The sequence below is a fragment of the Priestia sp. SB1 genome, from assembly GCF_038898415.1.
The window spans coordinates 578,097-588,036 of record NZ_JBBJSS010000004.1 but is presented as its reverse complement, the minus strand read 5'-3'; the positions used below and the strand labels follow the sequence as shown (position 1 = coordinate 588,036).

Annotated in this window: 12 protein-coding genes; 8 read left to right on the top strand and 4 right to left on the bottom strand. The window is 38.4% G+C overall.

Going from position 1 to position 9,940, the window contains the following annotated elements:
• Nucleotides 1–261: 261 nt before the first annotated feature.
• Entirely contained in the window at nt 262–741 is a 480-nt protein-coding gene (locus WKH56_RS18170) for a GNAT family N-acetyltransferase (RefSeq protein ID WP_048021498.1), read from the top strand.
• A 36-nt stretch (nt 742–777) separates the two neighbouring features.
• On the opposite strand, the gene WKH56_RS18165 is transcribed toward WKH56_RS18170, so the two are convergent.
• Nucleotides 778–1,059, bottom strand: a complete 282-nt coding sequence (locus tag WKH56_RS18165) for a hypothetical protein (RefSeq protein WP_080754416.1) — start codon at nt 1,057–1,059, stop codon at nt 778–780.
• Between the two features lie 105 nt (nt 1,060–1,164).
• Entirely contained in the window at nt 1,165–1,596 is a 432-nt protein-coding gene (locus tag WKH56_RS18160) for a MarR family winged helix-turn-helix transcriptional regulator (protein ID WP_048021189.1), read from the bottom strand.
• 190 nt (nt 1,597–1,786) lie between these two features.
• Here WKH56_RS18160 and WKH56_RS18155 point away from each other — a divergent pair, with 190 nt between their 5' ends.
• The 3 genes from WKH56_RS18155 (at nt 1,787) to WKH56_RS18145 (ending at nt 4,119) form a co-directional block, all read left to right on the top strand.
• Nucleotides 1,787–2,191, top strand: coding sequence for a CidA/LrgA family holin-like protein (locus WKH56_RS18155; RefSeq protein ID WP_033578834.1), 405 nt, complete (start codon nt 1,787–1,789; stop codon nt 2,189–2,191).
• Nucleotides 2,192–2,220: 29 nt separating this feature from the next.
• Nucleotides 2,221–2,853, top strand: a complete 633-nt coding sequence (locus WKH56_RS18150; RefSeq protein WP_240962161.1) for an LrgB family protein — start codon at nt 2,221–2,223, stop codon at nt 2,851–2,853.
• 393 nt (nt 2,854–3,246) lie between these two features.
• Nucleotides 3,247–4,119 (top strand): STAS domain-containing protein, encoded by an 873-nt coding sequence (locus tag WKH56_RS18145; RefSeq protein ID WP_033578835.1) that lies wholly within the window; start codon nt 3,247–3,249, stop codon nt 4,117–4,119.
• 82 nt (nt 4,120–4,201) lie between these two features.
• Here WKH56_RS18145 and WKH56_RS18140 read toward each other — a convergent pair whose 3' ends face one another.
• Complete coding sequence (locus tag WKH56_RS18140) at nt 4,202–4,384, bottom strand: hypothetical protein (RefSeq protein ID WP_028413550.1); 183 nt, start codon at nt 4,382–4,384, stop codon at nt 4,202–4,204.
• 71 nt (nt 4,385–4,455) lie between these two features.
• Entirely contained in the window at nt 4,456–5,028 is a 573-nt protein-coding gene (locus WKH56_RS18135; RefSeq protein ID WP_014460341.1) for a GNAT family N-acetyltransferase, read from the bottom strand.
• Nucleotides 5,029–5,266: 238 nt separating this feature from the next.
• On the opposite strand from WKH56_RS18135, the gene WKH56_RS18130 reads away from it, so the two are divergent.
• Genes WKH56_RS18130 through galU form a run of 4 tightly spaced genes read left to right on the top strand, consistent with a single transcriptional unit; the run spans nt 5,267 to nt 9,809 of the window.
• Entirely contained in the window at nt 5,267–7,549 is a 2,283-nt protein-coding gene (locus WKH56_RS18130) for an ArnT family glycosyltransferase (RefSeq protein ID WP_221833429.1), read from the top strand.
• Nucleotides 7,550–7,562: 13 nt separating this feature from the next.
• Nucleotides 7,563–8,528 (top strand): glycosyltransferase family 2 protein, encoded by a 966-nt coding sequence (locus tag WKH56_RS18125; protein ID WP_033578836.1) that lies wholly within the window; start codon nt 7,563–7,565, stop codon nt 8,526–8,528.
• Nucleotides 8,521–8,925, top strand: a complete 405-nt coding sequence (locus WKH56_RS18120) for a GtrA family protein (RefSeq protein ID WP_033578837.1) — start codon at nt 8,521–8,523, stop codon at nt 8,923–8,925. Before WKH56_RS18125 ends, WKH56_RS18120 begins: the two co-directional genes overlap by 8 nt.
• Complete coding sequence (gene galU, locus WKH56_RS18115) at nt 8,922–9,809, top strand: UTP--glucose-1-phosphate uridylyltransferase GalU (RefSeq protein WP_243494572.1); 888 nt, start codon at nt 8,922–8,924, stop codon at nt 9,807–9,809. Before WKH56_RS18120 ends, galU begins: the two co-directional genes overlap by 4 nt.
• Nucleotides 9,810–9,940 lie beyond the last annotated feature (131 nt).

The window sequence follows — 9,940 nt, the reverse complement described above, 5'->3', positions numbered from 1 at the left end:
GTTATTGTTAGGTACTACATACCCGTTTTTTAACTTAAAGGTGTTTTTTATTTGTCTCACTCTAGGGGGTCAGTCCCCATTCATTGAGCGCTTTTTGTTACATACCTTATAAACAAGCTCATACAACGATCACATCACGTAAATTATCCTCTTTTATTTATTGGGAAAAATCGGTAGTATAAACATAATAAACAAAAAGGAGGAAGGTACGTGGAAACCGCTGTTTTAATTAAACCAGATGCAGCTTATAAAAAGGCTTATATGAGCTTTTATCATGAATGGAAAGCAAGCGGAGAAAAAATGATTCCGTGGGTCATTGCTAAAGATCCTGCTTACTTTGAAAAAATGGTTCAAGAGTTATTAGATGCAGAAAAAGGGATCGGATTAAAAAAAGGATTTGTACCCGATTCCACATACTGGCTAATGCATCACGAAAGAGTAATAGGCGTAGTTAATATCCGCCATGAGCTAAGTGAAATACTTCGAAACAGCGGAGGACATATAGGGTATGGTATTCGGCCAAGTGAAAGACAAAAAGGATATGCCAAGCTGCTACTGAGGTTATCTCTTCAAGAAATTAAAAAGCTGGGAGTTCAACGGGCATTAGTTGTGTGTGATGATTGGAACACTGCTTCTCGTCGAACTATTCTGGCAAACGGTGGTATACAGGACGAGGATTATATAGAAGAGGACGGGGCTATTGTTCAACGCTTTTGGATTCATACGGATAAAATGGCATAAAAAAGAGATGAATTTTTTAATTCACCTCTTTTCTGCTTAGTCATATTGTTTTAAAGCTAACTTCAGCCGCATATAGGTATACATAGCGTATGCCTGTCTTCCTTTTAAACTGTAAGGATTTGCTTTGGAGCAAAGACACTCAAGAAATTGCTCATCACATGAGCGGCATGATCCGTAATCTTCATAGCATAAATCATGGTATTTACAGCAGCAGTCTACATCATTTACAGGACATCCCGGACCACTGCATCCGGGGCCACACCATTTATAGCCGGGGAAGAGGCAGGGCGTGGCTTTCCGTTTATTCGGAACAGACATAATCATACATCCTTTTCAATAGTCTCTTTACATTAAATGCAAAAAAGAGAAAAGAGAAAGGGACAAACACCTTGCAGCAGTAGCCTAATTTTCATGAATTTCTATTTAATCGATAAATGCGTCATTCATCCGCATTAATAGTTTGCCAAATAGCTCCTTTTCTTCACTTGACCATTTTTTTAACATACTATGATAGCGTTCAAGGCGCATTTGCTTATCAGTTTGCAGCATTTGTTTCCCGTGTGTTGTGATGTCAAATAGGCTGACTCGTCCATCCGAAGGATCAGAGGAGCGAGAAATAAGCTTTTTATTTTCTAAAGCAGCAGCCTGTCTAGAAAGAGTTGAAATGTCGAGTTTAAATGCTTCTGCCAGTTCTTTTACACGAGCTGGTCCAAATTCATCTAATTGCCGCAGCAATAAATAAGCTGATCTTTCTAGGTTTCCTATTTTATTTTCGGAATTATCAAGATAGACCGCTCGTCTAATAAAGGTAGTAAGTTCATATTCAATCAATTCAATTGAATTCTTTTCTTGCATTATAATCGCCCCTTACAAAATCATTCATTGACAAAGAAATATATACTTGTATAATACAAATGTATATATAGTTGTATAGTACAAGTAAAAGTAGGTAAAGTAAAGGTGTTTATATAGTTAAATGTTAGACAACATGACAAAATAAAGAGAGGAGGGCAGCTGTTCTTTATTTATAGGACAGTGACCTATAATGAAAGTGATACGAATCATTTTACAAATTGCGATTCTTTATGCTTTTTCTATGATTGGCGAAGCCGTTCACCATATGCTTCATCTACCTATTCCAGGCAGTATTATAGGCTTAATTTTAATGCTCATTTGCTTAACGTGCAAAGTTGTTCCCATCAAAATAATTGAAGACGGAGCAAGTTTCTTGTTATCTTTTTTACCGCTATTATTCATACCAGCTATGGCAGGTGTGATGAATTATCCTTCGCTTCTTTCAAGCAGCGGAGCGGTTTTATTTTTAATTATTGTGCTTAGTACGATTGTTACGATGGCCGCTGCAGGGACTGCTAGCCAACTTTTGGAAAAGAAAGCGAACAAACGAAAGGAGAAACAACAGTGCAAGAATTCTTTATCGCGGTCTTTATAATCGTAGCTACAGTTGCTTTGTATCTAGTCATGGCAAAAGTATACGTGCGGTTCTCCTATCCAATTCTTATTCCTGTTTTAACTACAACCATATTCGTTATTCTTCTTTTGCTTGCTTTTCATGTTTCCTATGATGAGTATATGATTGGAGGCAAATGGATTAATTCACTTCTAGGACCAGCGGTTGTTGCATTAGCGTATCCACTCTATAAACAGCGTGAGATGCTAGTAAAATACAGCGTTCCTATTATTGGAGGGGTATTTGTAGGGTTATTCGCAGGCATGATCAGCGGACTTGTGTTTGCTGAAGTATTTGGCGTTGATCGAAGCCTGATTTTATCCATCATTCCTAAGTCTATTACTACTCCGGTAGCGATTCAGATCGCCACAGGGCTAGGGGGCGTTCCATCGATGACCGTGGTATTTGTTATGATCGCAGGTTTTTCTGGAGTAATCCTTGGACCGCTACTTTTAAAATGGATTCGGATTAAGAGTTCTTTAGGAAAAGGAATTGCATTAGGCAGTGCTTCTCATGCGCTAGGAACTTCTAAAGCATTTGAATACGGTGAGCTAACGGTATCGATGAGTTCAGTATCAATGACGTTAAGCGCTGTATTAGGATCCGTTTTTGGGCCAATTGTTGTCTGGCTATTCCAAGTGTAAGGCGAGATAAAAGAAAGTGAATATAAAAAACGAGGCTGAGACAAAAGTATGTTAGTTAAAGTTGAACACGAACAATCTATTGAAAGGTGATGGATAGTTCGTGTTTTTTTATGCTCATCGTAAACGTAGATTTAATGTATGTACTGGCTTCTAACTGTTGATTTCGTTATGCCCCCATCTCGCTTTTTATATAAAAGTATAAATTTTTTTCGAAGCAAATTTTAAGTTGTGCGGCTCTTGCTCTGGTACTATAATGAAAAGAAAGAAAATTCATAAAATAACCGCTTTTTTGTTATTTTTAGGAAGGCTAGTCAATTTTCGGATGGATAAGTAGGCTTAGTCAAGGTTATATACGCAGTAAAAATAGCAGAAAAGAGGAGCTGAACGTATTTTATGAAAGAGGAGCTCGTGTATATAGGAAAAAAGATTCTTGAACATAAATATAGCTTGTCAGAAAAATTAGCCGAACGTTTAGATGCTACACATACGCTAAGTCTAGAGGAATTGAAAGAAAAGAAAATTCTGAAGTGGCGAGTGTCAATTATGGAATACTTTGGGAGAGCTCTATTTGAAGAACAGGAGGCTGTACTTAAACTTGTTAAAGAATGGGCACTTGATACGGGTAAATATGCAGTGGAAAAAAATATTCCTTTAGAAAAAGCACTCGGTATCCTTCCAATCTATCGCAGCGTTATTTGGGATGTATTTACAAGAGAACTAGAGGAGCATCAGTTTGCTGCAATTACCATGCTGCATGTCAGTGAACGAATTGATCCACTTTTAGATACGGTAACATGTGTTTTTGGTCAAATTTATGACGAGCATAATCGATATATGATGAATTTAGCTTATACGTCACTAGAAGAACTTTCAGTTCCGCTCGTACCTGTCACAAAAGGGATTGCTATTATGCCGATTATTGGAGAAATTGATACCCACCGCTCGCAAGTTATTATGGAAACCTGCTTGAAAAAAGGGACAAGCCTTCAATTATCTTATCTTATTTTAGATATTTCAGGTGTCGTGATTATTGATACAATGGTAGCAGACAATCTTTTTAAAATTCATCGATCGCTTAAATTGGTGGGAGTGGAAGCTATTATAACGGGGATACGACCGGAAATTGCCCAAACGGTAGTGAAACTAGGAATTGATTTTAATCAAATTAAAACAGAAGCAAATTTAGAAGCGGCGCTTTTAAAAATTGGGTTTACACGTCCTGAAGAGCATAGCCGCACGCATGTGTCATCGCGGCGCATAAAATGACCGGCCATAAATATGGATTTCAGCATGTAGAAAGTAAGTGCATAGTAAAAAAGCGGATGTTAATCAACATCCGCTTTTTTACTTAATAAATGCGATATGCCATGGCAGCACAAAAGCATAAACGAGGAAGTATACCGCTATTGAATAGATAAAAAACCAGCCGTTTAAATAAAACAAGGGCAAGAATAAATAAGCATAAACTAACAGTAATCGGAAACCACAAACCGTGTGCAGATAAGTCTAAATGCTGAATTGCTTGCTCCAACATTGTTCACCTCAAAAGGAAGAGTTAGTGTTGAAGTTAGCCTGTGTTATGGAAAGTATTTTATACATTTTCTACGCGTTGCGCGTGTATTCTTCTCGCAAGATTGAATATAACTTTAAGTCTTGATGAGCTCCTTTAATAAACATGGCTTTTCGAATTGTTCCTTCATAAGACATACCGATTTTTTTCATCACTTTCTCAGAAGCGGCATTTTCAACAAAGCACCTGGCCTGAATGCGCACTAAATCCATTTCTTCAAATCCAAACGCAATTACTTTTTCAGCTGCTTCCGTAACAAATCCCTTATTCCAATATGCTTCAGAAATCGCATAGCCAATTTCCGCAATGCGATGAGTAGGGTTCCAAGTGACAAAGTCAATGGTGCCAATACATTTTTTCAGGGCTTTGATTTCCATAGCCCAAGGAGAAATGGATTGGTTGCTGTACTGCTTTAAAACGAAGGAAACAAATTCTTTTGTATCTTGAAGCTTTCGGTGCTTTTCCCAATTTACATATCTGCTTACCTTTTCATTTGAGGCATATTCAAACATGTCACGCACATCTTTTTTGGTAACTTTCCGCAAGCGGAGTCTTTCTGTTTCTAGTGTGGGTAAATTTCCGTATATATCTTTTACTTGAATCATAAAGTTGTCTCCTTTCTCAGCAAGAAGTGGATGAAGTGTTGATAAGAATGTTTCATAGAAGCTGCATCCAAGAAAGATCCTTTTCATTTCATGTACTTGATTCTTTAATTGTAAAATATTTCATTGCTGAGCGTAAGAGGTCAAATAGCTTTTTAAAAAATAAAAACATTATTTTCACTGTTCATAATCAGTTCACATAAGCTTGTTAGACTAAAGTCAGAAATTACGAAGGAGTGAAATGAAACACATGAACAGTGAAGTGAAAGAAGAACGGACTTCAAACAAAAAAAGAATAGACTTATTTTTAGTTCCAATTGTTTTAATTGCAGCGTTTTTGAACTTATTTAAAATTTGGACAGATGAATACGCCAACGCTTATTACACGGCAGCTGTCAAAAGTATGCTTCAAAGTTTTCATAATTTCTTTTACGCATCTTTTGATCCAGGAGGCTATGTAACAATTGATAAGCCGCCGGTTGTGTTTTGGATTCAGACAATTAGCGCCAAAGTATTTGGATTTCACGGGTGGAGCGTCATTTTACCGCAAGCATTAGCAGGCATCGGTTCAGTTCTTTTACTATACGTACTCGTAAAACGTACGTTTGGCGTATGGGCTGGGAGGTTTGCTGCTCTTGCGATGGCTCTGACGCCAATTGTACCCGCGGTAAGCCGAACAAATAATATTGATAGTATGCTTGTGTTTACATTATTAGTAGCAACGTGGATGTTGTTTCGTGCTGTGCGTACAGCTAAATTTGGCTGGGTGTTAGCGGCTTTTGCGATGATTGGTGTTGCATTTAACATGAAAATGCTTCAAGCATACATGGTTTTACCAGCATTCTATGTTTTCTATGTAGTGGCAACCAAAATTACGTGGAAAAAGAAAATTGCTTTTTTAACAACAGCAACTGCACTGATGCTTGCTGTTTCTGTCTCATGGGCAGTTGTAGTAGATTCAACTTCGGCTGATAAGCGTCCTTATATGGGAAGCAGTCAAACAAATTCAGTTCTAGAGCTTGCTTTTGGATATAACGGTATCAATCGTTTAACTGGAAATACAAGCGTGACGGGAAGCAGTCATAAACAGCCTGCTCAAGCTCAGCAGCAAACAGCAAGCAGTGAAACAAAACAAACGAGTAATTCAAATGCTGAGTCTTCACAAAGCTCAAATCAAAGCAAGAGCAGCTCTTCTCAAAAGATGCAGGCTCCAGATGGAGGAAATCAAAACGGAATGTTCAACACGGGGAACCCTGGTCCATTCCGACTGTTCCAAAAAGGGTTATCAGATCAAATCAGCTGGTTATTACCATTTGTAATCTTTTCAATCGTGGGTCTATTTGCTGGAGTGAAATTTAAAGGGCCTTACACGGCAAAACAAAAAGAAAGTTTATTTTGGTTAGCTTGGCTGCTGCCGGTAGCTGTTTTCTTTAGTATCGCAGGATTTTTCCATCAGTATTATTTAATTATGCTGGCACCTCCAATCGCAGCATTTGCAGGAGCGGGAGCAGTAGCTTTATGGAGTATGTACAAACAGCATAATGGCTGGAAATCATGGCTGCTGCCGAGTGGTATTTTAACAACAGCAGCGCTTCAAGTATATATCATGTCTCCTTATGTCAGCTCAATCGGCGTAGCGCCAATTGCAGGTGTAGGGGCACTGGGCGTCATTTTAGCTCTTGTTTTAGCTATTCGTAAAGAGCGTAAAAATTCTGTAACGAATTATTTAGGAGTAGCAGCAATGGTTGTCTTGCTTGCAATGCCGGCATACTGGGCGATGACACCAATTATTTATGGTGGAAATAGCATGCTTCCAGCAGCAGGTCCTGATTCTTCAAGCGGTATGGGAGGACCTCCAAGCACAGCTACAAATAGCAAACAGTCTGGCTTTAACGGCATGCAGCCTCCAGGAAGCTCTGGCAGCAATTCATCTTCAAACAATCAAATGCAGCCGCCAAGCGGTTCATCGAACGGCGGTCAAATGCAAATGCCGGGCGGTTCGTCCAATAATGGTCAAATGCAGCCGCCAAGCGGATCGTCAAACAGCGGTCAAATGCCAGGAGGCTCGTCCGAAAATAATGGTCAAATGCAAATGCCAAGTAGCTCTTCAAGCAAATTATCATCTTCAAAACGAAAAAGTGGAGGGATGAACGCAGAAGTAAACACAAAGCTACTAAACTATTTAACAAAAAATAATACAGACGAAAAATATTTATTTGCCACAACGGATTCAACTTCAGCTGCGCCTTACATTATCAAAACGGGCAAGCCAGTCATGGCAATGGGAGGATTTAGCGGTTCAGATCCAATTCTAACGGTGAGTAAATTAAAATCTATGATTAAAAAAGGTGAAGTGAAATATTTCTACCTGTCTGGAATGGGTAAGGGAGGCCAATCTGACGTTATCACGTGGATTAAAGAAAATAGTAAGGAGATCCCTTCTTCCAAATGGCAGTCTACTTCATCAAGTTCTCAGCAAGGACCATCTGGAAACGGAACATTATACGAAATAACGCTTAAATAAGGAGGACATGAACATGAGTTCAATTATTAAATATTCTATTGTTGTTCCTGTCTACAACGAAGAAGAAGTGATTCATGAAACCTATCGCCGTCTAACAGAAGTGATGCGTTCAACGAAAGAAGCTTACGAGCTTCTTTTCGTGAACGACGGCAGTAGAGACCGAACGGCAGAAATTATTAAAGAGTACAGTGAGCAAGACCCAGCGGTTGTTTTATTAGATTTTGCCCGTAACTTTGGTCATCAAATTGCTATTACAGCTGGTATGGATTATGCACGAGGAGAGGCGGTCGTTGTGATTGATGCTGATTTGCAAGACCCGCCCGAATTAATTTTAGAGATGATTGAAAAATGGAAGCAAGGATTTGACGTTGTATACGCTAAGCGTACAAAGCGAAAAGGAGAAACATATTTTAAAAAGCAAACAGCGGCTATGTTTTATCGTTTCTTACGTGCGATGACCGATATTGATATTCCGCTCGATACAGGGGATTTTCGTTTGCTAGATCGTAAAGTGTGCAATCAAATGAATAGCATTCAAGAAAAAAATCGCTTTGTTCGCGGATTAGTAAGCTGGGTTGGCTTTAAGCAAATAGCAGTAGAATATGAGCGAGACGAGCGTTTGGCCGGGGAGTCAAAATATCCTTTGAAAAAGATGCTGAAGCTTTCAATGGATGGCATTACGTCTTTCTCCTATAAACCGCTGAAGCTAGCTAGCTATGCTGGTGTAACGCTATCAGGTGTTGGTTTTATTTATCTTTTAGTGGTGCTGTATTTGAAGTTATTTACAGACAGCACCATCACAGGGTGGTCGTCATTAATTGTCATTCAGCTATTCTTTAGCGGCATCATTTTAATCATTCTTGGTATGATTGGAGAATATATTGGCCGCATCTACGATGAAACAAAAAATCGTCCACTCTATATCGTCCGTGAAAAGTATCAGCTTGAAACACGCAAGGAAGTATCACTTCGTGACTAACAAATGGATACCCTTGATTAAATTTGCGTTAGTAGGAGTTGTAAATACACTGATTGATTTTGCAGTATACGCACTTTTAACAACAATCGGTGTGAACTACATACTAGCGCAGTGGATTTCATACAGTGCGGGCATTTTAAACAGTTATGTCATGAATCGTAAATGGACGTTTGAGAAAAAAGAAAAAAGCAGTAAGCGTGAAGTGATTTCATTCGTGATCGTGAATTTAATCACTTTATCCCTAACATCTTTTCTGTTGACTGTTCTATATAATAAATGGGGTATACCACTGCTAATCAGTAAACTTTTAATTACAACCGTAAGTGTCGGTATCAATTTTATTGGCACCAAATTATTTGTATTCACTACTAAAAAAGAAAGAGGGATTCATATATGACGATAAAAAAAGCAGTTATTCCAGTAGGCGGTTTAGGAACTCGATTTTTGCCAGCGACAAAAGCGCAGCCCAAAGAAATGCTGCCAATTGTCGATAAGCCTGCTGTACAATACATTGTAGAAGAAGCTGTGAAATCAGGTATTGAAAGTATTATTTTTATTACAGGTCGAAATAAAAAATCAATTGAAGACCATTTTGACAAATCAATTGAACTAGAGCAAATGCTTGAAGAAAAGCACAAGTTCGAAATGTTAAAAGAAGTACAAACGATTTCATCAATGGCCAGTATTCACTATATTCGTCAAAAAGAGCCGTTAGGACTTGGTCATGCTATTCTTTGTGCTGAGCAATTTATTGGAGATGAGCCGTTTGCCGTTCTTCTTGGAGACGATATTATGACTTCTGAAGAACCTGCGCTCAAACAGATGCTTCAAGCGTATGAAACGACTAATCAATCAGTTATTGGAGTTCAAAAAGTGGGTGTGGAAGAAGTATCAAAATACGGCATTATTCAGCCGAGAAATAAATCTGGCAGCCTTCATGAAGTGAATGACTTGATTGAAAAACCATCAATAGAACAAGCTCCGTCAACGATTGCCGTTATGGGCCGCTATATTTTAAACCCTTCTATTTTTTCTTATCTAAAAACGATTGAAAGAGGGGTAGGAAATGAATTACAATTAACAGATGCACTGCGCGTGGTATGTGAAAAAGAGCGATTGTTTGCTGTTGAACTTGAAGGGCAGCGCTTTGACATTGGAGATAAGGTAGGCTATATGAAAGCAATGGTAGAAGTGGGGTTAAAGCGTAAAGATTTACGTCAAACGTTTTTATCGTATTTGGAAGGAATTGTAGAAAAAGAACGAGCAAACAACTTCAGCTAATAAGAGTTAATCAGTTTGTTCATATTCAGTTCATATTTGAAGTATAAAATCATTGTATGTTCTTATGTGGCTCTCTGTTTGGTATAAACAGAGAGCTTACTGTGCGTAAAAGCTGGACAAACTTAGGAATA